The 22,822-nt window shown below is 71.9% G+C and carries 27 protein-coding genes; 11 read left to right on the top strand and 16 right to left on the bottom strand.

The genetic code is table 11. From position 1 onward, the window contains the following. Position 1: 1 nt before the first annotated feature. The 3 genes from CCO04_RS14265 to CCO04_RS14255 all read right to left on the bottom strand — a co-directional run bounded on the left by CCO04_RS14265 (position 2) and on the right by CCO04_RS14255 (position 5,086). Positions 2 to 718: a hypothetical protein gene (locus tag CCO04_RS14265; RefSeq protein ID WP_215814787.1), complete on the bottom strand. Its 717-nt coding sequence runs from the start codon at positions 716 to 718 to the stop codon at positions 2 to 4. Between the two features lie 272 nt (positions 719 to 990). Beyond that, positions 991 to 3,822, bottom strand: coding sequence for a fibronectin type III domain-containing protein (locus CCO04_RS14260; RefSeq protein ID WP_215814786.1), 2,832 nt, complete (start codon positions 3,820 to 3,822; stop codon positions 991 to 993). A 94-nt stretch (positions 3,823 to 3,916) separates the two neighbouring features. Then, entirely contained in the window at positions 3,917 to 5,086 is a 1,170-nt protein-coding gene (locus tag CCO04_RS14255) for an acyl-CoA dehydrogenase family protein (RefSeq protein WP_215814785.1), read from the bottom strand. Between the two features lie 82 nt (positions 5,087 to 5,168). On the opposite strand from CCO04_RS14255, the gene CCO04_RS14250 reads away from it, so the two are divergent. Continuing rightward, positions 5,169 to 5,876 (top strand): TetR/AcrR family transcriptional regulator, encoded by a 708-nt coding sequence (locus CCO04_RS14250; protein WP_257752031.1) that lies wholly within the window; start codon positions 5,169 to 5,171, stop codon positions 5,874 to 5,876. Continuing rightward, positions 5,873 to 6,292, top strand: a complete 420-nt coding sequence (locus CCO04_RS14245) for a CoA-binding protein (protein WP_215814784.1) — start codon at positions 5,873 to 5,875, stop codon at positions 6,290 to 6,292. The genes CCO04_RS14250 and CCO04_RS14245 overlap by 4 nt, the downstream gene beginning before the upstream one ends. Here CCO04_RS14245 and purE read toward each other — a convergent pair. From purE to CCO04_RS14215, 6 genes are all read right to left on the bottom strand, one after another. Further along, positions 6,286 to 6,774, bottom strand: a complete 489-nt coding sequence (gene purE / locus CCO04_RS14240; RefSeq protein WP_215814783.1) for a 5-(carboxyamino)imidazole ribonucleotide mutase — start codon at positions 6,772 to 6,774, stop codon at positions 6,286 to 6,288. The genes CCO04_RS14245 and purE overlap by 7 nt on opposite strands. A 21-nt stretch (positions 6,775 to 6,795) precedes the next feature. Next, entirely contained in the window at positions 6,796 to 7,983 is a 1,188-nt protein-coding gene (locus CCO04_RS14235) for a 5-(carboxyamino)imidazole ribonucleotide synthase (RefSeq protein ID WP_215814782.1), read from the bottom strand. A gap of 27 nt (positions 7,984 to 8,010) precedes the next feature. Next, positions 8,011 to 8,304: a winged helix-turn-helix domain-containing protein gene (locus tag CCO04_RS14230; protein WP_252373164.1), complete on the bottom strand. Its 294-nt coding sequence runs from the start codon at positions 8,302 to 8,304 to the stop codon at positions 8,011 to 8,013. Between the two features lie 100 nt (positions 8,305 to 8,404). Continuing rightward, positions 8,405 to 9,355, bottom strand: coding sequence for an adenylate/guanylate cyclase domain-containing protein (locus tag CCO04_RS29825; RefSeq protein WP_215814780.1), 951 nt, complete (start codon positions 9,353 to 9,355; stop codon positions 8,405 to 8,407). Next, entirely contained in the window at positions 9,348 to 9,869 is a 522-nt protein-coding gene (locus tag CCO04_RS14220) for a PH domain-containing protein (protein WP_215814779.1), read from the bottom strand. The genes CCO04_RS29825 and CCO04_RS14220 overlap by 8 nt, the downstream gene beginning before the upstream one ends. Before the next feature lie 45 nt (positions 9,870 to 9,914). Further along, the gene (locus CCO04_RS14215) at positions 9,915 to 10,751 is read right to left on the bottom strand and encodes a biotin--[acetyl-CoA-carboxylase] ligase (RefSeq protein WP_257752033.1); all 837 of its coding nucleotides are present in this window, start codon (positions 10,749 to 10,751) and stop codon (positions 9,915 to 9,917) included. A 67-nt stretch (positions 10,752 to 10,818) separates the two neighbouring features. On the opposite strand from CCO04_RS14215, the gene CCO04_RS14210 reads away from it, so the two are divergent. From CCO04_RS14210 to CCO04_RS14200, 3 genes are read left to right on the top strand one after another with little or no spacing between them, the layout of a single operon-like run. Continuing rightward, positions 10,819 to 12,432 (top strand): acyl-CoA carboxylase subunit beta, encoded by a 1,614-nt coding sequence (locus tag CCO04_RS14210; protein ID WP_215814777.1) that lies wholly within the window; start codon positions 10,819 to 10,821, stop codon positions 12,430 to 12,432. Further along, positions 12,429 to 12,683, top strand: a complete 255-nt coding sequence (locus tag CCO04_RS14205) for an acyl-CoA carboxylase subunit epsilon (protein ID WP_215814776.1) — start codon at positions 12,429 to 12,431, stop codon at positions 12,681 to 12,683. Before CCO04_RS14210 ends, CCO04_RS14205 begins: the two co-directional genes overlap by 4 nt. 1 nt (position 12,684) lies before the next feature. Next, positions 12,685 to 13,041, top strand: coding sequence for a DUF4345 family protein (locus CCO04_RS14200; protein WP_215814775.1), 357 nt, complete (start codon positions 12,685 to 12,687; stop codon positions 13,039 to 13,041). Here CCO04_RS14200 and CCO04_RS14195 read toward each other — a convergent pair. Together CCO04_RS14195 and CCO04_RS14190 are read right to left on the bottom strand one after the other, a co-directional pair. Continuing rightward, positions 13,028 to 13,195 carry a hypothetical protein gene (locus CCO04_RS14195; RefSeq protein ID WP_215814774.1) on the bottom strand — a complete coding sequence of 56 codons (168 nt, stop codon included), beginning with the start codon at positions 13,193 to 13,195 and terminating at the stop codon, positions 13,028 to 13,030. The two genes, CCO04_RS14200 and CCO04_RS14195, sit on opposite strands and share 14 nt — an antisense overlap. Positions 13,196 to 13,318: 123 nt before the next feature. After that, complete coding sequence (locus CCO04_RS14190; RefSeq protein WP_215814773.1) at positions 13,319 to 14,431, bottom strand: epoxide hydrolase family protein; 1,113 nt, start codon at positions 14,429 to 14,431, stop codon at positions 13,319 to 13,321. A gap of 54 nt (positions 14,432 to 14,485) precedes the next feature. Between CCO04_RS14190 and CCO04_RS14185 the strand changes: the two genes are divergently transcribed. Further along, entirely contained in the window at positions 14,486 to 15,448 is a 963-nt protein-coding gene (locus CCO04_RS14185; RefSeq protein ID WP_215814772.1) for a YafY family protein, read from the top strand. A 1-nt stretch (position 15,449) separates the two neighbouring features. Here CCO04_RS14185 and CCO04_RS14180 read toward each other — a convergent pair whose 3' ends face one another. Together CCO04_RS14180 and CCO04_RS14175 are read right to left on the bottom strand one after the other, a co-directional pair. Beyond that, a complete protein-coding gene (locus CCO04_RS14180; RefSeq protein WP_215814771.1) occupies positions 15,450 to 15,878 on the bottom strand; it encodes a TA system VapC family ribonuclease toxin in 429 nt (142 codons plus the stop codon). Then, entirely contained in the window at positions 15,865 to 16,155 is a 291-nt protein-coding gene (locus CCO04_RS14175; protein WP_215814770.1) for a CopG family transcriptional regulator, read from the bottom strand. Before CCO04_RS14175 ends, CCO04_RS14180 begins: the two co-directional genes overlap by 14 nt. 93 nt (positions 16,156 to 16,248) lie before the next feature. Here CCO04_RS14175 and CCO04_RS14170 point away from each other — a divergent pair, with 93 nt between their 5' ends. The 3 genes from CCO04_RS14170 (at position 16,249) to CCO04_RS14160 (ending at position 19,376) form a co-directional block, all read left to right on the top strand. Beyond that, the gene (locus tag CCO04_RS14170; RefSeq protein WP_215814769.1) at positions 16,249 to 17,919 is read left to right on the top strand and encodes a DUF885 domain-containing protein; all 1,671 of its coding nucleotides are present in this window, start codon (positions 16,249 to 16,251) and stop codon (positions 17,917 to 17,919) included. A gap of 16 nt (positions 17,920 to 17,935) precedes the next feature. Further along, positions 17,936 to 18,982: a DNA glycosylase AlkZ-like family protein gene (locus CCO04_RS14165; protein WP_215814768.1), complete on the top strand. Its 1,047-nt coding sequence runs from the start codon at positions 17,936 to 17,938 to the stop codon at positions 18,980 to 18,982. Positions 18,983 to 19,127: 145 nt separating this feature from the next. Beyond that, positions 19,128 to 19,376 carry a hypothetical protein gene (locus tag CCO04_RS14160; RefSeq protein ID WP_215814767.1) on the top strand — a complete coding sequence of 83 codons (249 nt, stop codon included), beginning with the start codon at positions 19,128 to 19,130 and terminating at the stop codon, positions 19,374 to 19,376. Between the two features lie 107 nt (positions 19,377 to 19,483). On the opposite strand, the gene CCO04_RS14155 is transcribed toward CCO04_RS14160, so the two are convergent. Further along, entirely contained in the window at positions 19,484 to 19,828 is a 345-nt protein-coding gene (locus CCO04_RS14155; protein ID WP_215814766.1) for a hypothetical protein, read from the bottom strand. Beyond that, positions 19,828 to 20,328: a hypothetical protein gene (locus tag CCO04_RS14150; protein WP_215814765.1), complete on the bottom strand. Its 501-nt coding sequence runs from the start codon at positions 20,326 to 20,328 to the stop codon at positions 19,828 to 19,830. The genes CCO04_RS14155 and CCO04_RS14150 overlap by 1 nt, the downstream gene beginning before the upstream one ends. Positions 20,329 to 20,581: 253 nt before the next feature. On the opposite strand from CCO04_RS14150, the gene CCO04_RS14145 reads away from it, so the two are divergent. Together CCO04_RS14145 and CCO04_RS14140 are read left to right on the top strand one after the other, a co-directional pair. Next, positions 20,582 to 20,800, top strand: a complete 219-nt coding sequence (locus CCO04_RS14145) for a hypothetical protein (RefSeq protein WP_215814764.1) — start codon at positions 20,582 to 20,584, stop codon at positions 20,798 to 20,800. Positions 20,801 to 20,853: 53 nt separating this feature from the next. Then, the gene (locus tag CCO04_RS14140) at positions 20,854 to 21,771 is read left to right on the top strand and encodes a nucleoside 2-deoxyribosyltransferase (protein WP_215814763.1); all 918 of its coding nucleotides are present in this window, start codon (positions 20,854 to 20,856) and stop codon (positions 21,769 to 21,771) included. A gap of 77 nt (positions 21,772 to 21,848) precedes the next feature. On the opposite strand, the gene CCO04_RS14135 is transcribed toward CCO04_RS14140, so the two are convergent. Then, positions 21,849 to 22,775: an SDR family NAD(P)-dependent oxidoreductase gene (locus tag CCO04_RS14135; protein WP_215814762.1), complete on the bottom strand. Its 927-nt coding sequence runs from the start codon at positions 22,773 to 22,775 to the stop codon at positions 21,849 to 21,851. Positions 22,776 to 22,822: the final 47 nt, after the last annotated feature.

The raw sequence follows: 22,822 nt of genomic DNA, 5'->3' as shown, positions 1-22,822 counted from the left end.
CCTACCGGTCAACGCGAAGGCCCGCTTCGAGAAGACGCCCCAGCACCAGCCGCCCGAAGTCGCTGATGTCGTATGCCGCCTGCTGGTAGGCGCTACCGCTGCTCGACAGCGGCCGGATCACGGCAACTCCGCTCATCGTCGCAATGATGCTCGCCATCACATCGCCCGCTTGCGGGTACCGTTGGACAAGTTTCGACTCCGTCCAAGCGAGATCGACGGACTTGTAGACGCGGCCATTCTCCTGGGGGATGGGCGGTTGGTCCATGATGAACAGCACCTTCGCGTGCGGTGCCTCCATCCGCGCGAGCGCATCGACGACGAACGTCTCTCGTTCGACGATGGCGTCGTGCTCCGCGAGGGCGCCTGAGGCGAGGGCCCGTCCCAAGGCTCTGACCTTCTGGTCGAGCCTCGACTCCGCAGCGGCCGACAGCGCACGCAGGGTCAGCTCGATCCGATGGTCGTCGCCGCCCACCGCGTTGCACAGCTCGTTCGGCGTCAGATCCGCGAACCCGCAGGCCTCCTCGAATGCACGGACCGCCCGTCCTTGCCGCCGCTCGATGCCGACACCGACCAGATTGCCGACGGCGGCGACGGCCACGCCGAGCGGGCCACCCAAGCCTGGAAGGACGAGGTCGGCCGCGCTACCCGCTCCGGCACCTACTGCCGCAGCGACGAATCCGCCCACGCGCACGTCGTCGAACGTGCTCTCATCAGCCACCCCACCAGCCTACGGTCACCCGGCGGCCCCAGCCTCCGAACTCGCTCTGGACCCCGACCAGCAGCTGGCCCGCCATGACTACCCGCTGCATCTCGTTGATGCCCTCCATGGCGACGTCGAGGCAAAGAACCCGGCCGCCGCGCCGAAGACAGCGTCAGCTCGCTGTTACCCCGTTCGGAGCGGCGAAGCTCCAGCTGACCTCGCGGACCGAGCTGGCGGTGTGGGTGCACCGGCGCTGACGCAGCCGGTGCACCCCTCCCCCATCAGCCGGCTCAGCGCCGGACGAGCAGCGCCACCCGGCGGTTGACCTCGCGCTGGTGCGCGTTGCCGCCGATCATGGCCGGGCGGCTCGGCCCGAAGCCGACCGTCCGCACCTCGATGCCGCGCTGGCGGCTCTTGAGCACCGCGCACACCGCCTTCGCGCGCTGCTTCGCGAGCACCCGCTCGCGACGCACGCTCCCGGCGTAGTCCGCATAGCCCTCGCAGGTCAGCGCCCGGACGTTCTCCAGGCTGCGGGCGAGCACGACGAGCTGGCGGCGTCCGGCCGGGGTGAGCCGGGCCGAGTCGAACCGGAACAGGCCGGTCACCTGCACGCCCTGGCGGGCGCCGAGCTGGTGCCCACGGACCTGGCGGGCGGGGACGGCCAGCGTGCCGTTGCGGGTGCGGTGCAGTGCCTTGGTCGCCCGCAGCGGGCCCGTTGCCCGGGCCGGGTGGGCCGGCACCGGGACGAGCTTCTGGCGCTCGGCCTTGGTCAGGGGGTCGCGGTACCACCGCACCGGGGTCACCGGAGGCGCCGGGGCCACCGGCGTCACCGCGGCCGACGGGGCCGACTCGCCCGAGTCGCCCTTCGCGTTGGTGGCGCGGACCGTCACGCGGTACGCCGTGCCGTTGGTCAGGCCGCCGACCGTGCACGGGCTGCCGGGGCAGCTCGTGGTCGCGCCACCGGGGCTCACCGTCACCGTGTACGCCGTGACCGGCGACCCGCCGTCGCTCTGCGGCGCCGAGAAGGTGACCGCCAGGCGGCGGTCGCCGGCTTTGGCGGACACGCCGGTCGGCGTACCGGGGGCGCCCTGCGGGGTGACGGCGGCCGACGGGTCCGACGCGGCGGAGTCGCCGTGGTCGTTGGTCGCCTGGACGGTGAAGGTGTAGGCCCGGCCGTTGTCCAGACCGCCCACCGTGCAGGGGCTGGCGGCACAGGTCTCGGTGGCTCCGCCGGGAGCCGCCGTGACCGTGTACGACGTGATCGGCGTGCCGCCGTCCTTGGTGGGCGCGGTGAACGAGACCTCGGCCTCGCCGTCACCGGCCTGCGCGGAGACGTCGGTCGGCGCCCCCGGCACGGCCACGGGGGTGACCGCGGCGGAGGGGGTCGACTCGTCCGAGTCGCCGTTGGCGTTGGTGGCGTGGACCGTGAAGGTGTACGCGGTGCCGTTGTCCAGGCCGTCGACCGTGCAGGGGCTGCCGGCGCAGGTCTGGCTCGCGTCGCCGGGCGCGGCGCTCACCGTGTACGACGTGACCGCCGATCCGCCGTTGCCGGCGGGCGCGGTGAAGGACACCTCCGCCGCACCGTCCCGCGGCGTCGCGGAGACCGCGGTGGGCACGCCGGGACGGCCGCTCGGCGTGACGGCGGCCGAGAGCGCCGAGGGAGCCGAGCCGCCGACGTCATTGGTCGCGACGACGGAGAACCTGTAGGCGGTGCCGTTGGTCAGGTCCGCGACGGTGCAGGGGCTGACCGAGCAGGTCGCGGTCGCGGGTCCGGGGTCCGCCGTGACCGTGTACGAGGTCACCGCCGCGCCGCCGTGGTCGGCCGGCGCGGTGAAGGACACCTGCGCCTCGCCGTCGCCGGGCTGCGCGGAGACACCGGTCGGGGAGCCGGGCGTCGTCGCGGGCGTGACCGCGGCCGACGGGGCCGACTCGTCAGAATCGCCGTTGGCGCTGCTCGCCCGGACCGTGAACGTGTACGCCGTCCCGTTGTCCAGGCCGCTGACCGTGCAGGGGCTCCCGGGACAGACCCGGAACGCATCGCCCGGGCTGGCGCTCACCGTGTAGGACGTGATCGCCGAGCCGCCGTCGCTGGCCGGCGCGGAGAAGGACACCTCCGCCGCACCGTTCTTGCGCGTCGCGGAGACGCCGGTGGGCACGCCGGGGACCGCGAGACCGTTGAAGGTCATCGTGACCGAGCCGGTGGCTCCGTCGCCCGCGACCAGGCCGGGCAGCTGGATCCCGCCGGTGCCGGGTCGGACCGCGATGCTGGCGCCGGAGAGATAGGCCGAGGCGAGCGACGAGCCGCCGCCGCCCCCGCCCGTGTAGACGTTGAGGATGCCCTGGTTGCCCGAGGCACCGCCGCCGCCGCCGGCGTACCCGCCGCCGCCGCTGCCACCCGCGGAGCTGTTGGGGTGGAGCCCGCCCGCACCGCCGCTCGCGACCGTCGGCGCCCCGGGGTTGTTGGACGCGCCCGTGGCACCGGCGTTGTAGTTGCCGACGCCGCCCGCACCGCCGCTCGCCCCGATCGCCGGCTGGCCCGGCGCGGCGAAGGTGACGTTCTCGGCGGTGCCGGCCGAGCCGGCGTTCCCGCCGTCGCCGTTGTACGCACCACCGCCCCCGGCGCCGGCGATGGCGAGCTTCGCGATCAGGTCGTGGTTGCCGTCGAGGGCGAAGATGCCCGAGCCGCCGCCGCCGTAGCCTCGACCGTTGTTGTTGCCGCCCCCACCGGCACCGACGACGACGTGCAGGTAGGCCGTCCCGGCGGGGAGGGTGAGGCTTCCGGTGACCTCCGCGCCGTTGCCGCCGATGTGCGCACGCGCGGGATAGCCCGCGCCGCCGCCGGCGCCGACCACCTCGAGGTCGACGTCGGTGGTGCCGGACGGGACCCCGAGGGTGTAGGTGCCCGCGGTCGCGCACGACACGGAGCTCAGCAGGGCCGGCGTCGTACCGTCGGCGCAGGGCGAGGTCGCCGGCACGGCGCTCGGCACGGCCATCGGTACGGCGGTCGCCGCGGGCGCGGCGAGCGCGACAGCAGCGGCGACGCCGACCGAGACGGCCAGTGCCGTCCGGCCGGCACGGCGCGCCCGTCGCGCCCTGGGGGGTGTGCGATCAGAGAAAACCATGACCGGAGCGTCACAGTCGCGGGACCGTCCCTGGGCCGGAACGGGACCGAAATGGCAGACCGGTCAGAAGAGTCGGGACTTAGTCCCCGCCCGCTCAGATCTCGCTCTGGACCCCGGCCAGCAGCTGGCGCGCCATGACGATCCGCTGCACCTGGTTGGTGCCCTCGTAGATCTGGGTGATCTTGGCGTCGCGCATCATCCGCTCGACCGGGTAGTCGCGGGTGTAGCCGTAGCCGCCGAGCACCTGGACCGCGTTGGTGGTGACCTCCATGGCGACGTCGGAGGCGAAGCACTTGGCCGCGGCACCGAAGAACGTCAGGTCGCTGTCACCCCGCTCGGAGCGGCCGGCGGCGGCGTAGGTCAGCTGGCGCGCGGCCTCGACCTTCATGCCCATGTCGGCGAGCAGGAACTGCAGGCCCTGGAAGTCGGCGATGGACTTGCCGAACTGCTGGCGCTCCTTGGCGTACGACAGGGCGTAGTCGAGCGCGCCCTGGGCGACGCCGACGGCCTGGGCGGCGATGGTGATGCGGGTGTGGTCGAGGGTCTGCATGGCGTACTCGAAGCCCTTGCCCTCCTCGCCGATGATCCGGTCGCCGGGGATGCGCACGTTGTCGAGGTAGACCTCGCGGGTCGGGGAGCCCTTGATGCCGAGCTTCTTCTCCGGGGCGCCGAAGGAGACGCCGGCGTCGGACTTCTCCACGACGAAGGCGGAGATGCCCTTGGTGCGCGCGTCGGGGTCGGTGGTGGCCAGGACGGTGTAGAACTCCGACTCCCCCGCGTTGGAGATCCAGCGCTTGGTGCCGTTGAGGATCCAGCCGTCGCCGTCGCGCACGGCGCGGGTCTTCTGGTTGGCGGCGTCGGAGCCGGCGTCGGGCTCGGAGAGGCAGTACGAGAAGCCGCCCTCGCCGCGGGCCAGGGCGCCGAGGTAGTGCTTCTTGAGCTCCTCGGAGCCGCCGATCATGACCGGCAGCGAGCCGAGCTTGTTGACCGCGGGGATCAGCGAGGCGGAGACGTCGGCCCGGGCCACCTCCTCGATGACCAGGACGGTGGCGAGCGCGTCGGCGCCGGCGCCGCCGAACTCCTCGGGGACGTGGGGCGCGTGGAAGTCGGCGGCCTGGAGGGCGGCGGCGGCCTCGTGCGGGTAGCGGGCCTCCTCGTCGACCGCGGCCGCGAAGGGGGCGACCTTGGCGTCGCAGATCGCGCGGACGGCCTCGCGGATGGCCTGGTGCTCCTCGGAGAGGGCGTACATCGGGAAGTCGCTCATGGCGGGTCATCTCCTGCGGGTCGATCGACGGTACTCAGTATCGTACTCGCGGGACTGCGTTCCGTCGAGCTAGCCTGGGCCGGTGCCCGTGACCGCCACCTCTCGCGACCGTCTCGTCGCCGCCGCCTTCGAGCTCTTCGCGGGCCAGGGTTACGACGCGACGACCGTCGACGAGATCGCGGCCCGGGCCGGGACCGGGCGCAGCACGTTCTTCCGTCACTTCCGCGGCAAGGAGGACGTCGTCCTGCCCGACCACGAGGCGCTGCTCGGCCGGGTCGGCGAGCGGCTGGCGACCTCGTCCCCGACGGGGCACGAGGTGGCGCTGCGCGAGGCGGCCGGGATCGTGCTCGCGCACTACCTCGCCGAGGGGCCGACGGCGCGGGCGCGCTACCGGCTGGCGAGCAGCGTGCCGGCGATCCGGGACCGCGAGATCGCGAGCGTGCAGCGCTACGTGCGGCTGTTCGCCCAGCACATCCACCGCTGGCTCGACACCGAGCCCGACGGGCCGCTGCGCGCCGAGCTGGTCGCCTCGGCCGTGGTCATCGCCCACAACCACGTGCTGCGGCGCTGGCTGCGCGGCGAGACCGACGACGACGCGGCCACCGAGGCGCTGCTCGACCACTCCCTGGCGCTCGCGCTCCCCCTGCTGCACGGGCCGGCCGCCGCCCCCGGCGCCGGTACGCCGACCGTCGTGATCACCGGCGAGGGCGCCGACGTCGAGCAGGTCGTCCGCGCCGTGCGCGACGCGCTCGGGAAGAAGCCGGGCGCGCCCGGCCTTGGGTCCTCATGAGCACCCCGGCGCACCTGGATCCCGCAGCGATCGACCTCATGCTCGACGAGCTCACCACGTGGGCGGTCGTGGGGCTGTCCGGCAACCCGGACCGGACGGCGTACCGGATCGCCGAGCTGCTCCAGCAGCGCGGCAAGAAGATCGTGCCGATCCACCCGAGCGCGCCGACGGTGCTGGGCGAGCAGGGCTACGCCACGCTGGCCGACGTCCCGTTCCCGGTCGACGTGGTCGACGTGTTCCGCCGCTCCGAGGACGCGGGCACCTTCGCCGACCAGGCGGTGGCGATCGGCGCGAGCGGGGTCTGGTTCCAGCTCGGTGTCGTCGACGAGGCGGCGTTCGAGCGCACCCGCGCGGCGGGCGTCGCGATGGTGATGGACACCTGCCCCGCGATCGAGTGGCGCCAGCGGGGTCACTGACCCCGGACGACGGCGCCCTTCGCCTCGGCGACGGCCTTGAGCTCGGCCTGGAAGGCCGTCATCCGCTCCTGCAGGGCCGGGTCGCTCGCCCCCAGGATCCGTACGGCGAGCAGCCCGGCGTTGCGCGCCCCACCGATCGCGACGGTGGCGACGGGCACGCCCGCCGGCATCTGCACGATGGAGAGCAGCGAGTCCATGCCGTCGAGGTACTTCAGCGGCACCGGTACGCCGATGACCGGCAGCGGCGTCACCGCGGCGAGCATGCCCGGCAGGTGCGCGGCACCGCCGGCGCCGGCGATGATCACCGAGAGCCCGCGCCCGGCGGCCTCCTGGCCGTAGGCGAGCATCTCGGCGGGCATCCGGTGGGCCGAGACGACGTCGGCCTCGTAGCCGATGCCGAACTCCTCGAGCGCCTCGGCGGCCAGCTTCATCACCGGCCAGTCGGAGTCCGAGCCCATCACGATGCCCACGCGCGCAGTCATGGGCGCAAGGCTAGGCCGTCGTCAGTCGCTGTCGTTGCCGAGGTCGCCGCGGAACCACGCCGCCGCGTGCCGGGCCCGCTCCAGGCAGTCGTCGAGGTCGTCGCCGTAGACGTTGACGTGGCCGACCTTGCGGCCGGGCCGCAGCTCCTTGCCGTAGAGGTGCACCCGCAGGTGCGGGTCCCGGGCCAGGGCGTGGGGGTAGCCGTCGTAGAGGCGGCCGACATCCGGGTTGTCCCCCCCGAGGATGTTGACCATCACGGTCCACCGGGCGCGCGGCTCGGGCGAGCCGAGCGGCAGGTCGAGCGCGGCGCGCAGGTGGTTCTCGAACTGGCTGGTGACGGCGCCGTCCTGGGTCCAGTGACCGGTGTTGTGGGGGCGCATCGCGAGCTCGTTGATGAGGATCCGGGTGCGCCCCTCGGCGTCGACCGCCTCGAACAGCTCGACCGCGAGGATGCCGGTCACGCCGAGCTCGCCGGCGATGCGCAGCGCGAGCTGCTGGGCGGCGGTCGCGGCGTCGGCGTCGAGGTCGGGCGCGGGCGCGACCACCTCACGGCACACGCCGTCGACCTGGAGCGTCGCGACCACGGGGTACGCCGCCGCCTGGCCGCTGGGCGAGCGCGCGACGAGCGCGGACAGCTCGCGGCGGAAGTCGACGAGCTCCTCGGCGAGCAGCCGGACGCCGGCGGCCGCGTCGGCAGCGGCCGCGGCCAGGGGCTCGGCCGCGTCGGCGAGGGTGCGGACCATCCAGACGCCCTTGCCGTCGTACCCGCCGCGGGAGACCTTGAGCACGCACGGCAGGCCGAACGCGGCGACGTCCTCCTCGGAGGCGACCACGGCCCAGCGCGGCTGGGGGGCGTCGAGGCGGGCCATCGCCTCGCGCATCACGATCTTGTCCTGGGCGTGCACGAGCGCCTCGGGACCGGGGTGGGCGATCACGCCGTCGGCGGCGAGCGCGCGCAGGTGCTCGGTCGGGACGTGCTCGTGGTCGAAGGTGACCACCGAGCAGCCCTCGGTGATCGCCCGCAGCGTCGCCAGGTCGCGGTAGTCGCCGACCTGCTGGTCGGGGATCACCTGGGCGGCCGAGACACCCTCGGCCTCGGCCAGGAGGCGCAGCGGGACACCGAGCGCGACGGCCGGCTGGGCCATCATCCGAGCGAGCTGTCCGCCTCCGATGACGGCGATGCGGGGGGCGAGTTCGGTCGAGGACACGGCCGAACCCTAACCGGGCGGTGAGGCTTACGCCGAGCCGGTGTGCTCGGCCGCGGTGGCCAGCTCGAAGCGCAGCCCCTGGCCGCGGATCGTGGTGATCAGGTGCGGCTGGCGGGTGTCGTCCCCGAGCTTGCGCCGGACCCAGCCGAGGTGCACGTCGATCGTCTTCGACGACGTCCAGAAGGTGACCCCCCAGACGTCGCGCATGAGCTCCTCACGGCTGACCACCGAGCCCGCCCGGAGGATCAGCGCGTGCACGAGGTCGAATTCCTTGCGCGACAACAGGATCTCGCGGTCCCCACGCCACGTGCGACGGGTCATCGGATCGACCCGAACGTCCTGCACCTCGATCACACGCTCAAGGTAAGGACGTGGCGGCGTCCGCGAGGGCGAAATCCGCGGAATTTTGCTTTGGCGCAGGTCAGGCGCGTCGTACGGCGACCGGTTCGACCACGCCGAAGCCCCGGACCGGGCGTGCCGGGAGCGGCCGGGACTCGATCTTGTCGGCCGGCAGGAGGTCGGCCGTGGCGTGGTCGACGATGATCCGGTTGCGCCGGGCGACCTGGGTCAGCCGGGCGGCCAGGTTGACCGGTGGCCCGAAGACGTCGCCGAGCCGGAGCACCACGCCGCCGGTGGCCAGGCCGACCCGGACGTCGGGCATCCGCGGGTCGCGGCCGATCACGTTGATGATCCCCTCGGCGGTCGCGAACGCGGCCATGGGGTCGTCGTTCACGAAGAGGACGGCGTCGCCCATGCTCTTGATCAGCCGGCCGCCGTCGCGGGCGATGACGTCGCCGCAGCGGGACTCGAACACCTCGACGAGCTCGCCGATCCGCTCCCGGGAGACCTCGTTGGACAGCGCGGTGAAGCCGACGATGTCGGCGAACCCGACGCTGAGGTCGGTGGTGTGCGGGTCGTCGTCGAGCGCGCGGACCGACTCCATGCGGGCGATCGCGGCGTCGAGGTGCCGGCGCCAGGCGTAGACCAGCAGGCCCTCGAAGCGCTCCCCCAGCCGGCCGAGCACCCAGGCGGCGTCGCCGCCCTCGCGCTCCGCGGTCGCCTCGTCGACGTGCTGGACCAGCTCGCCGACCTCCCAGTCGGCGAGGCGGGCCATGGTGATGCCGACGCCGCGGGTGACGTTGAGCGCGACGTCCAGGTCGATCACGCCCTCGCCGAGGATGTCGACCATCAGCCGCATCGCCTCGACGTCGGCGCGGGTGTAGGCCCGCTCGTCCCCGTGCTCGGCGAACCCGAGCGTGCGGAACAGCCGGCGTGCCTGGTCGAGCGGGATGCCCGCCCGCTCGGCGACGTCCGCCGCGGTGAGCTCGGGCTCCTCGCCCCGCGTGGCCCTCTCGGGACCTTCCTCAGACACCTTCGTCCCGCCGGGCGTCCGGGCGGGCGTGGAGGTCGTGGAGCAGCTCGTTGAGCTGGCGCTGGGTGGCCTCGACGTGCGGGATGTCGTTGAGCCGGACCGTGCCGAAGGTCGACGCGTCGGCGATGATCAGGCTGCCGCAGCCGAACGGGCGGTCGATCAGGTTGATCTCGATCGAGATGTCGCTGACCCGGGCCAGGGGGATGTCGTGGCCGCGGCGGGTGACGATGCCGTTGCGCGTGATGAGGCGGCGGTCGGTGAACGCGTGCACGGTGGTCAGCCAGACGAGGAACGGCCGGACCGTGAACCAGAGGATGCCGAGGATCGCCAGCACCCACACGATGAGCGTGAGCACGCGCTGGAAGCCCTCGTTGTCGAGCTTCACCTGGGCGACGACGGCGATCGCGAGGAACACGACCAGCGCCAGGATCGGCACGAAGAGCGCCTTGGGGTGCTGGCGCGTGCTGATGATCAGGCGCTCGCCCGGGTTGAGCAGCTTCTTGGAGATGGCCACGAGGGGATCATCCCACCAAATGCCCGTCGCGCAGGCGGAAGCCCGCTACGCGTCGGTAGCGTCCGTCGCCCGGACGTGGATCACGTCGCCCGCGCCCACCCGCTCGGCGCCTCCGGCGGTCTCGACGACCAGGCGGCCGTCGTCGTCGATGTCGGTCGCCTTGCCGAGCAGCTCGCCGCCGCCGGGCAGCTCGACCCGGACCTGGCGCCCCAGCGTCGCGCAGTGCGAGCGGTACGACATCGCCAGGCGCGCCGTGCCCTGCTCGCCGCCGGCCTGCCACATGTCGTAGCCCTCGCGGAGGGCGGCGACGACCGCGAGCAGCACCTGGGTGCGGTCGGGCGCGCCGGGACCGGAGATCGCCAGGCTGGTCGCGGTCGGGATCGGCAGCTCCTCGGCGGTGGTGGCCACGTTGATGCCCACCCCGACGATCGCGGCGGGGCCGGTCGGGGTCTCGACCCGCTCGACCAGGATCCCGGAGACCTTGCGGTCGCCGTCGAGCAGCACGTCGTTGGGCCACTTCACCCGGGCGTCGTACCCGAGGGAGGTGAGCGCCTTGGCCACGTTGTGGCCCACCAGCAGCGGCAGCCACGGCCAGGACGCCGGGGGCACGCTGGGGCGCAGCACGAGCGAGAACGTCACTGCGGTGCCGGGTGGCGTCTGCCACACCCGGTCGAGCCGGCCCCGGCCGGCGACCTGGTGGTCGGCGACGACGACCAGGCCCTCGTGCGCACCCGCACGGGCCCGCTCGGCGGCCACCTCGTTGGTCGAGGGCGCCTCGGGCAGCAGCTCGAAGGAGAGGTCGGGGGTCAGCGCCGACACCTCCGCGAGCCGGGCGGCGTCGAGGGGTCCACGGACTGGGGGCTGGGTCGGGCCGAGAGTCACGGGCACTACCCTGTCGCAGCAGACGCCCTGAGGAAACCCCGGGGTGGCAGGAGTTCCAGGAGGCCACGTGACCGCCCAGCCGCAGTCGGCAGACGACCAGCAGATCGACATCCACACCACGGCCGGCAAGCTCGCCGACCTGGAGCGTCGTACTGACGAGGCCGTGCACGCTCCCGCCGCCCAGGCACAGGAGAAGCAGCACGCCAAGGGTCGCAAGACCGCCCGCGAGCGGATCGAGCTGCTCTTCGACGAGGGCTCGTTCGTCGAGCTCGACGAGTTCGCCCGGCACCGCTCGACCGCCTTCGGCCTGGAGAAGACCCGCCCCTACGGCGACGGCGTCATCACCGGCTACGGCACCGTCGACGGCCGCCAGGTCTGCGTGTTCTCCCAGGACTTCACCGTCTTCGGCGGCTCGCTGGGCGAGGTCTACGGCGAGAAGATCACCAAGGTCATGGACCTGGCGATCAAGTCCGGCTGCCCCATCATCGGCATCAACGAGGGCGCCGGCGCCCGCATCCAGGAGGGTGTGGTCTCGCTCGGCCTCTACGGCGAGATCTTCAAGCGCAACGTGCACGCCTCGGGCGTCATCCCGCAGATCTCGCTCATCATGGGCAACTGCGCCGGCGGCCACGTCTACTCCCCCGCGGTCACCGACTTCACGATCATGGTCGACCAGACCTCGGCGATGTTCATCACCGGTCCCGACGTGATCAAGACCGTCACCGGCGAGGACGTCACGATGGAGGAGCTCGGCGGCGCCCGGGCCCACAACACCAAGTCCGGCAACGCGCACTACATGGCCTCCGACGAGGACGACGCCATCGAGTACGTCAAGGGCCTGCTGTCGTTCCTGCCCCAGAACAACCTCGACGAGGCGCCGTCGTACGACGAGCCGGCGGACCTGGAGCCCAACGAGGGCGACCTCGCGCTCGACACGCTGATCCCGGACTCCCCGAACCAGCCGTACGACATGCACGACGTGATCGCCACGATCGTCGACGACGCCGACTTCCTCGAGGTCCAGGCGCTCTTCGCGCCCAACATCATCACCGGCTACGGCCGCGTCGAGGGCCGCCCGGTCGGCATCGTCGCCAACCAGCCGATGCAGTTCGCCGGCACCCTCGACATCGACGCCTCCGAGAAGGCCGCCCGCTTCGTGCGGTTCTGCGACGCCTTCAACATCCCGGTGCTGACCTTCGTCGACGTCCCCGGCTTCCTGCCCGGTGTCGACCAGGAGCACCTCGGCATCATCCGCCGCGGCGCCAAGCTGATCTACGCCTACGCCGAGGCCACCGTCCCGCTGGTCACGATCATCACCCGCAAGGCCTACGGCGGCGCCTACGACGTCATGGGCTCCAAGCACCTCGGCGCCGACATCAACCTGTCGTGGCCCACCGGCCAGATCGCCGTGATGGGTGCCCAGGGCGCGGCCAATATCGTCCACCGCCGCACCCTGGCCGAGGTCGAGAAGGCCGGCGGCGACGTCGAGGCCAAGCGCGCCGAGCTGATCGACGAGTACGAGACCACCCTCGCCAACCCCTACATCGCGGCCGAGCGCGGCTACATCGACGGCGTGATCATGCCGCGCGAGACCCGGGCCGAGGTGGTCAAGGCCCTGCGCCTGCTCCGCACCAAGCGCGAGACCCTGCCGCCCAAGAAGCACGGGAACATCCCGCTGTGACCGGCGAGCCCGCCGCCCCCGAGGCGGCCGCACCGGAGGCGGCCCCGCTGCTGCGGATCGTCACCCCCGACACCACGCCCGAGGAGGTCGCCGCCATCGTCGCGGTGCTCTCCTCGCTCGGCGGCGCCGCCCCGGCGCCCGAGCCGCCCCGCTCGGAGTGGGCCAACCCGGCCCGCGGCGCCCGGATCGCCCCCGGCACCACGCTCGCCCACGGGCGCGGTGCCTGGCGGGCCAGCGGACTGCCGCGCTGACATGAACCGGCTCATCGGCGCCGCGGCCACCTTCTACGGTGGCCTCGGCGCCGTTGCGCTGCTCCGGCCCGAGACGATCCCCGCCACCTTCGGCGGCACCGCCACCACCCCGGACTCGCGCACCGAGGTCCGCGCCGTCTACGGCGGGCTGCCGCTCGCGATCGCCGCAGCGCTCGTCGTCCGGCCGGAGACGGCGGGGACGATGGGCGTGCTCACCGCCGGGATGGCGGCGGGCCGGGCGGCGTCGGCACTGGCCGAGCGTCGTACGACGGCGGTGACGCCGGTGTTCGTCGCGGTCGAGGCCGTGGTCGCGGCGGCGCTGTTCGCCGGCGCGCGGCGCCTCGCTACTCCTCGGTGACGCCGGCCCTGCGGTCGCGCAGGCGCGTGCGGGACGGCCGCTCGTCCCGCCGGCGGCAGGTCCGGATCCTCCGGCGGCGACCGCCCGCGCTCCTCGACGGCGGGTCGGTGCTGAACGTGAGGCTGACGGAGAGACCGGCGACGATGCGCTTCATGCTCGGGTCCTGCACTTCCTAGGGGAGACGACGACCTGCCCCACCCTTCGAAGCGCTGTCACAGCGTGTCAAAGGTGGGGCAGGTCTGGTGCGCAAAACGCCGGTTCGGCGCTCGCTCGGGGCTCAGCCGAAGAACACCCGCAGGTCCGCGACGACGTCCTGCGGCACCTCCATCGCCGCGAAGTGGCCCCCGCGCGGGAACCGCGACCAGTGGTCGATGTTGGCGTTGTCGCGCTCGGCCAGCGACCGGATGGTCTGGAAGTCGTCCTTGAAGACCGCGACGCCGAGACGTCCGGTGCTGACCACGGGCTCGGCGCCGGAGTGCTGCTCCTCGTAGTGGTAGCGGGCCGCGGAGCCGTAGGTGTTGGTCAGCCAGTACAGCGTGGCCTGGGCGAGGACCTGCTCGGGCGTGACCAGGCTGGTGCCGTTGCCGAAGCTCTCGAAGAGCTCGCTGTAGGCGAGCACCGCGACCGGCGAGTCGGCGAGGCCGGCCGCGACGGTCTGGGGGCGGGTGCCGTTCATGGCGTTGTAGCCGCCGACCGACTGGAACCACTGCATGTGCTCGAGCGCGGCGTACTCCTCGGGGCCGAAGCCCTCGAACTCGGCCGGGTCGCCGCTGGGGAACGAGAAGAGGTGGAGCACGTGGGCGCCGCGGAAGCCCTCGGGGTTCGCGACGGCGAGCTCGCGGCCGACCATGGCGCCGCCGTCGCTGCCGTGGATGCCGTAGGAGTCGTAGCCCAGGCGCCGCATCAGCACGTCGTACGCCGCACCGACGCGCTTCATCGTCCAACCGGTCTCGACGACCGGGGTGGACCAGCCGAAGCCCGGCATCGAGGGGATGACGAGGTGGAAGGCCTGGTCGGCGGTGCCGCCGTGGGCCTCGGGGTCGACCAGCGGGTCGATCATGTCGAGGAAGTCGAGCTGCGACCCGGGGTAGGTGTGGGCGAGGAGCAGCGGGGTGGCGTCCTCGTGCTTCGAGCGGACGTGGAGGAAGTGGATCCGCTGGCCGTCGACCTCGGTGACGAAGCCGTCGTAGGCGTTGAGGCGGGCCTCGACCGCACGCCAGTCGAAGTCCTTCCAGCGGGCGACCATGTCGCGCAGGTAGGACTCGGGGGTGCCGTACTCCCACGAGTCGCCGGGGGCGGCCGGGGCGAAGCGGGTGCGGTCGAGACGGCTGCGGAGGTCGTCGAGGTCGGTCTGCGGGATGTCGATGACGAAGGGCGTGATCTGGTTCATGGCAGTGACGTTAGGAGCCAATGCGGAACGGTTCGTTCCTGTTAAATCACCGGTGTGAAGAAAACTTCCGGACGGGTCCTGGAGCTGCTCGGACTGCTCCAGAACCGCGTCGAGTGGACCGCCCCCGAGCTCGCCGAGCGGCTCGGCGTCACCGAGCGGACCGTGCGCAACGACATCGCCCGGCTCCGCGAGCTCGGCTACCCGGTCAACAGCCTGCGCGGGCGGGCCGGCCACTACCGGCTGGGGGACGGCGCCCGGCTGCCCCCGCTGCTCCTGGACGACGAGGAGGCGGTCGCCGTCGCCGTCGGGCTGCGCACGGTCACCGGCGTCGCGGGCTTCGAGGACAGCGGCGCCCGGGCGCTGACCAAGCTCGAGCACGTGCTGCCCGACCGGCTGCGCCGCCAGCTCGCGTCCCTGCGCGACGCCACCGAGGCCGGACCGGTCAACACCGACTCCAACGTCGAGGACCCCGAGGTCGCGCCCGGGGTGCTCACCGAGATCGCCGCCGCGATCCGCGACCAACGGGGGCTGCGGGCGTTCTACCGCGACGACGAGCGGATCGAGATCGAGCCCTACCGGCTGGTGGCGTGGCAGCGGCGCTGGTTCGTGGTGGGCCGCTCCCCCGAGACCGGCGCGTGGGCGCCGTACCGGGTCGACTGGATGACGCTGCGCCTGCCCGGAGGCCGCTCCTTCACCCCGGCCGAGCTGCCCGGCGACCTCACCGAGCTCGTCGTCCGCGAGGTCGCCCGCACCGGCTGGGCCGTGCACGCCCGCCTCGTCATCGACGCGCCCGCCGAGGAGGTCCTGGCCCGGATCAACCCCGCCGTCGGCGTCGTCGAGTCGCGTCCCGACGGACGCTCGGTGCTCGTCACCGGCGGCGACAGCCTCGAGATCGTCGCGGTGTGGATCGGCATGCTCGGCCTCGACTTCAGCGTCGAGTCGCCCGCCGCGCTGGTCGGGCACCTGCAGGTCCTGGCCGAGCGCTACGCACGCGCGATCGACCCGACCGGGGCGTGAGTCAGGCCGAGAGCTCGAGGACGCGCAGGTCGTCGAACTTGCGGAAGTCGCGGTCGAAGGTGACCACCGTGCCGCCGTACGTCGCCGCGCAGGCGGCGATGTAGGCATCGGTGACGAGGTCGGCGCGCGCCCCCGCGCCGTCGCTCAGCCGGGTGAACTCCTCGATGGTGCGCGGGTGACCCGACCAGGTGACGTACTTGGAGTGGGCCATCACGGCCGCCGCGAACTCCCACGCCTGGCGGAAGGACGACGGCTCGGCGAACACCCGCGGGTTCGTGACCATGCGCGCGAAGCCGACCCAGACCAGGTCGGGCACGGTGAACGCCTTGCCGGCCGTGACCGTTGCCTGCCACCACTGCGTCGCCACGGCGTGCAACGGGTGGTCACCGCGGTAGAGCGGGATCACGACGTTGGCGTCAAGGACGAACATGGCCCCGCATCAACGCCGCCAGCGCGGCGTCCTCCTGGGCGTGCATCGCCCCGTAGAGCGAGGCGTTGCTGGTCGGATCGATGCCCGGCACGAGTCCGGTGCCGCCGCGGAAGACCGGCAGGGAGACCTCGACGGCGTCCTCGACCACGTCGTCGGGGACCAGCAGGTAGCGCTGCAGCGCCACCTCGAACACGTCGCCGAGGGTCATGCCCTGCTCGACGGCGCGCGCCTTGACGGTCTCGAGGAGACCGTCGTGGATGTTGACGGTGGTGCGCACGTGATGACTTTAGCATCACTGGCGGCGCATCGCCCGCATCACCCCGTCGCCAACCGGATGACCGCTGTCGGACCGTCCGCCTAGGCTCACCCCATGACGCGACGCGTGGATGCCCGCACCGACCAGTACGTCGAGGACCTCGCCGCCCTCGACCCCATCACCGCGACCTTCGCCGGCATCGCCGGCCACGACGGCGAGCTGCCCGACCTCTCCCCCGAGGGCTTCGCCGCGACCGAGGAGCTGCACCGCCGCGCCCTGACCGACGTCGCCGCCCTCGACACGGCCGACGCACGCGAGCAGGTCGCCAAGGACGCCTTCCTCGAGCGGGTCGGGCTGAGCGTCGAGCGGGCCGACGCCGGCGTCGAGCGCAGCGAGTTCTCGGTGATCAGCAGCGCGCTCCACGCGGTGCGCGAGGTGTTCGACCTGATGCCGACCGAGACCGACGAGCAGTGGGAGGCGATCGGCCGGCGGCTGGCCGCCGTGCCCGCCGCGCTCGCCGGCTACCGCACCACGTTGAGCGAGGAGGCGGCCGCGGGGCGGGTCTCCGCGAAGCGCCAGTACGCCGAGGTGGCCGGCCAGGTGCGCGGCTGGACCGGCCAGGAGGGCGCGGCCGGCGACTACTTCCGGCGCACCGTGGCCGAGGCGCCCGAGCCGCTGCGCGCCCGGCTGAGCGCGGCCGCGGGCGAGGCCTCGGCGGCGTACGCCGAGTTCGGCCGCTACATCGAGACCGACCTGCTCCCCCAGGGCCGCGACGTCGACGGCGTCGGCCGCGAGCAGTACCAGCTCGCCTCCCGCTACTTCCTCGGCGCGACCGTCGACCTCGAGGAGACCTACCGCTGGGGCTGGGAGGAGCTCGCCCGGATCGAGGACGACATGGCCGCCACCGCCCGGCGGATCGTGCCCGGTGGCTCGGTGGCCGACGCCGTGGCCGCTCTCGACGCCGACCCGGCGCGCGACTGCGGCAGCCGCGAGGCCTTCCAGGCGTGGATGCAGGAGCGCTCCGACACGATCCTCGCCGACTTCGACGGCCTGCACTTCGACATCGCCGAGCCGATCCGCACCCTGCAGTGCAAGGTCGCGCCGGTCAACGACGGCGGTGCCTGGTACACGCCGCCCTCCGAGGACTTCTCCCGCCCCGGCACGATGTGGTTCTCGTTCACCGACGAGAACGTGCGCTTCTCGACCTGGCGCGAGACCACGACCGTCTTCCACGAGGGCGTTCCCGGTCACCACCTCCAGTGCGCCCAGGTGGTCCACCGCGCCGACCTGCTCAACCGCTGGCAGCGGCTGCTGTGCTGGGTCAGCGGCCACGGCGAGGGCTGGGCGCTCTACTCCGAGCGGCTGATGGACGAGCTCGGCTACTTCGCCGACCCGGGCGAGCGGCTGGGCTTCCTCGACATGCAGGGCTTCCGGGCCGCGCGGGTGGTCGTCGACATCGGCGTCCACCTCGGGCTCACCGTGCCGGCCGACAACCCGTTCGGCTGGCGGCCCGGCGAGACCTGGAACGCCGACCTGGCCTATGAGTTCATGCGCGCCCACTCGCGGATGGACGACGGCTCGCTGCGCTTCGAGGTCAACCGCTACCTCGGCTGGCCGGGGCAGGCGCCGTCGTACAAGGTGGGCGAGCGGATCTGGCTCGACGCCCGCGCGGCCGCTCAGGCCCGGCACGGGGCGGCGTTCGACCTCAAGGCGTTCCACACCGCGGCCCTCGACCTCGGCTCGCTCGGCCTCGACCCGCTGCAGGCCGCGCTGGCCCGGCTCTGACCCGGCGCAGGCCCCGGTGCTCCGTCTCGACCCCGCCCAGGCCCGGCGGATCGCGGTCCGGGCGCAGCTGCTCGACGAGCGGCGCGCCCGGTCCGTCGCGGAGGTCGTCGACGAGCTCACCCTGCTCCAGGTCGACCCGACGGCGGCGGTCGCGCCGAGCGTCGACCTGGTGCTGTGGTCCCGGCTCGGCGCGGAGTACACCCACTCCGACCTGACCTTCGCGCTCGAGACGGAGCGCTCGCTGGTCGAGCACTCCTCGTTCGTGCGCCCGATGGACGACATCGGCCTGGTGCTGGCGACCGCGCCGCGCGAGCTGCACCCGACCGCGCACGCGTGGCTGGCCGCCAACGGGGACTTCCGGGCCGACGTGCTCGCCCGGCTCGACGCCGACGGCGCGCAGACCGCGGCCGAGCTGCCCGACACCTGCCAGGTGCCGTGGGCGTCGAGCGGCTGGAACAACGACAAGAACGTCAACCGCCTGCTCGAGGTGCTCACTCGCCTCGGCGACGTCGCCGTCACCGGACGACGCGGCAAGCTGCGGGTCTACGACCTGGCCGAGCGGGTCTATCCCGGCGACCTCGACGTCCCGCCGTACGACGACGCGCGGACCGCGCTCGACCGCCGCGAGCTCGCCGCGCTCGGCCTGGCCCGCACCGGCCCCGGCACCCCCGTCACCGTCGCGGGCACCGACGGCGAGTGGCGCGCCGACCCCGACGCGCTCGCCGGTGCCGACGCGCCCTTCCCGGGACGCTGCGCGTTCCTCTCGCCGTTCGACCGCCTGGTCCACGACCGGGAGCGGGCGCTCGACCTGCTCGGCTTCGACTACGTCCTGGAGATGTACAAGCCCGCGGCCCGGCGCCGGTGGGGCTACTTCGCGCTGCCCGTGCTCCACGGCGACCGGCTGGTCGGCAAGCTCGACGCCAAGGCCGACCGCAAGGCCGGCGTGCTCCGGGTCCACGCCGTCCACGAGGACGGCGTCTGGGAGCCCGAGGTCGGCGACGCGGTCGAGGCCGAGCTGACCGCGCTCGCCGACTGGCTCGGGCTTGATGTGGTCCGGGGATAGGCGCTCCGGTGAGCGCTGTTCGGGTTGGGTCGGGGGGTTATGTCGGACCCTCCTGATCTAATACGGGTATGACTTCGACCACCCTTCTCGCGGACCTCCGGGCCGAGGTGCGTGGGCGCGAGGAGTCGGTGGTCGGGAGGGCATCGTGGAGTGGGCTGCCGGCAACGTGATCGTCGGCTCGGCTGAGGCGGAGGGCGCTGCGACCATCCGCGGCGATTTCGTCGACACGGGCCTGCCGATCGCGGGCGAGAGTGCGCCGCCAGTCTCGGAGTTCGCTCTCATGGAACTGGTGGCCGTGCTCGCGGTCGCGAGCTTCGATCTCCTCGCGGCGAAGCGTCGGCGGAGCCTCGTCGACGGTCTGTCGCGGACGGTCGATCGCCGTCACGTCCGCTGACCGATCGTCCGCGGACGCTTAGGGCAGGTCGCCCGCTTGCGGCCTTCGTGCTGACCAATCTGAGTCAGCCGCTTCGAGCACCCGTGAGAGCGAAGCAGATGCAGCCCTCAGGGCCTCGCCGTCGCGGATGCCTCGTTGATCGGCAAGGGTCCGGGAGTGTTCATGTTCTCCTCAAACCACTCGGCGCTCTTCCTCGACATCCTTCCGGCGAATCGTCGACCGGCCTTGCTTGGCTCCGGGTCGCGAAGCGGGAGGATCAAGACCTCAGATCCCGCAAGATAGAAGAACGGAACGAAGCGCTTCGAGATCATCGTTAAGGGGGCATCGGTCTCGATGACCCATGTGTCTTCCCACTGGTGCCACCAGGTCTTCGTGAGTTCCTTGACGGACTCGTGTACGAGGGTTCGCTGGGTGTTGTCGATACCCGAGGCGAGAATCGCGTAGTAGGCCATCAGACGTCGCCTTCCTCTCGCTGGTCGGTGACGATCTCCACCTGGGCCTCCTCGTGGGTCGCGGCAACTATCTCCGCCGTCGCGTCGATTGTCGCGGTGCTCTCTACCACAACTGAGTCGAGCACTGTCACTACTCCTGGGGCCGCGTGAGGCGTGCCGAGAATAGGTGTCGCGTGCTCGCCAGACGAGCTGTCACCGAGCACGACCCGTTGGATCTCGGCATACTCCGTGCCGGTCACCTGCCCCAGCATCAGTTTGGAGGGATCGTCCTTCGCGACCAAGAACACGGCCGCTGCGTAACCAACACCGCCAAGGAAGCCGACGCCCACGACCCACGGAATCATCCAAACTGCCGCCCCCGAGACCGCCAGTGTCGTTGTCACCCCGACGGTGAACGACAGGATGAGACCAATGACGACGGCGTGGAAGGCCAAGATCGTCCGAGGCGACTCAGTGGAGCGACTCAAGACGGACCGAGTGGCTTCCTGCGGGCTGGACACGTGCCCAAGTTGACCACAGTCGGCCAGGGCTCGTGGCCAAGATCTACCAGAAGCAGGGGGGCAACACGCCGAACGGATCGTCCTGACGGGCCCGCGGCCTCTGGCGCCCGAAGGTGAACCTGCCTGGGGAGATACCTATGCCCGTGCGAAGCGTGATGCTTCGTGCGGTGCCTTCCCCCCCCTGCCGAGGTCGGCGGTCGAGGTGCCCGTCGGTGGGTTCGAGATAGGTACGGTTCCCGCCCAAGTTTCTGACTTGAGCGAGACCTCCATGACTTATCTCCTTCTGCTGCTGGTTGGGTCGATCACGGCTTCGATCTGCAAACTGATCTTCGCGCTCGTGGCACTTCGCGGAGTCCCGAAAGGCCAGCGGGTCGAGGCCATCCGCGCGATTGGCGATGCGTGGCGGGGCTGGGGCCTGACGTTGAAGCGCAGCCCGGAGGACGACCCGGGTGGGCCTCCTACGACCGCGTGAGGAAAGTGCAGATCCCCCTTCGAGTTGGCAGTGGACGCCGCTACGCTCCCGCCATGACTGACGCCTCCGCCAAGTCTTGCTTCATCGCCATGCCGGTCAGGACGACGAAGGAGCAGGCCGAACTCTACGGCGACTCGGAGCATTGGCTGCACGTGCTCGAGCATCTGTTCGTGCCCGCCGTCGAGGAGGCCGGGTTCGAGGCCTGGCGCCCGATCGCGCAGGGCTCCGAGATGATCCACGCCGAAATCGTACGTCAGTTGGCGCGGGCGGACATGGTCCTCGGAGACATGAGCCACAACAACCCCAACGTCTTCTTTGAACTTGGGGTTCGGACGTCGGTGAACAAGCCGATGGCTCTCGTGCGTTGTGATGCAAAGGCGCCAATCCCGTTCGACGTCAGCGGCGTCAATGCGTACACCTACGAGCCGATGCTCAAGCCGTGGAACCGAGATGATCAGGTCGCGAAGCTGGCAGAACACCTTCGGCGTGCCGAGGCCACGTCTGGTGCGGGCAACACCATGTGGACTCAGTTCGGAATGGAGTTGACGGCCACGGAGCCCAGCGCCGCGGGCTCTAAGGAGGAGGCGATGCTGGAGGTGCTTAGTGGTCAAGTCCAGAACCTGACGCGCGAGTTCAGTCAACTGCGTCATTCAAGTCGTAGCCAACGGCCCCGGCGCCCAGATGACGAAGTTCTGAGGGACTTCGAAGGTCAGGGCGGGGTCAGGACCTTCGCATCATCGACCGAGTTTCTGTCCGAGGTGGTTGACCTCGCCGCTGACCGCTACAACGTCGACGCGACGGTGGTTCCTGAGGTTAGCGGGGCACAGGACGTGGTGTTGGTGCATAGGTATTCCGATGACGCTGGCTACAAGAAGTTCCGACAAGCCGTGCGGGAGATCTCGGGCGAAGGTGGCATCCGGCTCAGGATCCTGGACTCCACCGACGAGGGCCCCGACGACACCAAGATCTAGCGTTGGGTATTCCTACGGACTAGATGCCATCAGTAAAGGACACCCTGCACCGAAGCAGCCGCAGCCGCAATGAAGCGCTACGCCCCCACCGCCTCCTGGCCCTCCTGGCTCACGGCGTACTCGGCATAGGTCGGATACGTCGGCGTGAAGGCGCTCGGCGCCCCCAACCACCCGCGGTACGACGCCGGGCTGCTGCCGTCGACGTCGGTCACGCCGTAGGCCTCGCCCAGCTCGCTGCTGTAGAAGCAGCCGCCGGTGCGCTCGGCACGCTGCTCGTCGTCGGCGATCGCGGCGATGATCCGGCCCAGGTACTCGGGGGTCTCGGCGCTCGGGAAGACGCCGCCGTCGAAGTTCGCACCGGCCGCGATGTGCGCCTGGACCCGCTCGGTGAGCAGCAGGCCGGGCCAGATGCTGAGCGCGGTGACGCCGTGCGGCCGCAGCTCCTGGGCCATGTCGTAGACCATCTTGTCCGAGCCGGCCTTGCCCGCGCCGTACGGCGGGGTGTGCACGCCGGGGACGTGGGTGCGCGCACCCGGCGAGGAGATGTGCACGATCAGGCCCTCGCGCTGGGCGACCATCAGCCGCGCCGCGTGGTGGGCAGCGACGTAGTGCGAGCGCAGGCCGACGTCGAGCAGGCGCAGCTCGGACTCCAGCGGCATCTCCCAGAAGCCGCGCTCCCCCGGCGGCTCGGACGGCAGCGCGATCGCGTTGTTGACCAGGACGTCGAGGCGGCCGTGGTCGCGCTCGATCCGGGCGAACAGCTCGGCCACCTGGGCGTCGTCGGCGTGGTCGCAGACGACCGGGACACCGGTGCCGCCGCGCTCGTCGATCTCGGCCGCGGTGGCCGCGATCGTGCCGCCGAAGCCGTCGGCGTCGCCGCCCTCGCTCGTGGTGCGGCCGGTGACGTAGACCGTCGCGCCCGGGGCCAGGCCGTGCGCGATGCCGCGGCCCGCGCCCCGGGAGGCGCCGGTGACCAGGACGACGCGGTCGGATCGGAGTGCCATCGAGGAGTCCTCTCGTTCGTTCGGGCTCCGAACGCTGGCCGAACCGG

Origin of the sequence: Pimelobacter sp. 30-1, from assembly GCF_018831735.1 — a bacterium.
In the GTDB taxonomy this organism is placed as follows: Bacteria; Actinomycetota; Actinomycetes; order Propionibacteriales; family Nocardioidaceae; genus Nocardioides.
Note: the sequence above shows the minus strand (reverse complement) of the source record. Positions and strands in the feature narration are given on the sequence as shown.